This is a genomic window from Rosenbergiella sp. YN46 (genome assembly GCF_036620675.1).
Taxonomy (GTDB): Bacteria; Pseudomonadota; Gammaproteobacteria; order Enterobacterales; family Enterobacteriaceae; genus Jejubacter.
Genome location: NZ_JAZHEE010000135.1, coordinates 1 through 585, shown reverse-complemented (window position 1 = coordinate 585; position 585 = coordinate 1). Strand labels below are relative to the sequence as shown.

The 585-nt window shown below is 31.1% G+C and carries 2 protein-coding genes; both read right to left on the bottom strand.

Going from position 1 to position 585, the window contains the following annotated elements; translation table 11 throughout:
* Positions 1–100: sugar phosphate nucleotidyltransferase (locus V3W49_RS22885; protein ID WP_500148269.1), on the bottom strand; the 100-nt coding region annotated here is incomplete at its 3' end.
* Positions 101–165: 65 nt separating this feature from the next.
* The coding region (locus tag V3W49_RS22880) for a thiamine-phosphate synthase family protein (protein ID WP_500148267.1) at positions 166–585 on the bottom strand (420 nt) is incomplete at its 5' end.

The following is a 585-nucleotide window of genomic DNA, read 5'->3' as shown; positions in this document are numbered from 1 at the left end:
ATAGTGGTTTTTCTCCTAACAGAAGCATAGGTTTAGGCATAAAAGTTGTATATGGTTGCAATCTGGTACCTAAACCACCAGCAAGAATTACCGCTTTCACGAAACTGTATTTGAAATTATGACTATTTATGTTACAGTATAGAGTTGTTCTCTTCCAAAATCAACTCAACTTAGTTTAGAAATCTTTTGAATAACTTCGTCAGGATTTTTTCCAAAAATCAAAATCATGGGCTCCTTTCCATAATCACCTTTATGATAAACAATGTCTGGCGGTTCAGATATTTCCTTAATAGCTTTTTTTATGCCCCAAGAGATTGATGAATTTTCTTTATTTTTAATGATGGATGGCTCTTTACTGCGATCGTAACTTGTAATGTTAAATCCTTTCTTTTTAAATTGCTTAAGAATTTTTTTATTATATTTTATGTTTAGAGCAGATCTAATTGTTTTAAATTTTTTATTCATTGCAATAATTGCTGATGCAACGTGTGTTGAACCTCCATATTCTAAATCTCCAGCAACAATAACAGATGTACCTGATTTGACAATTCTTCCTGAAACTCCCACAACATCTTTTATTGATAT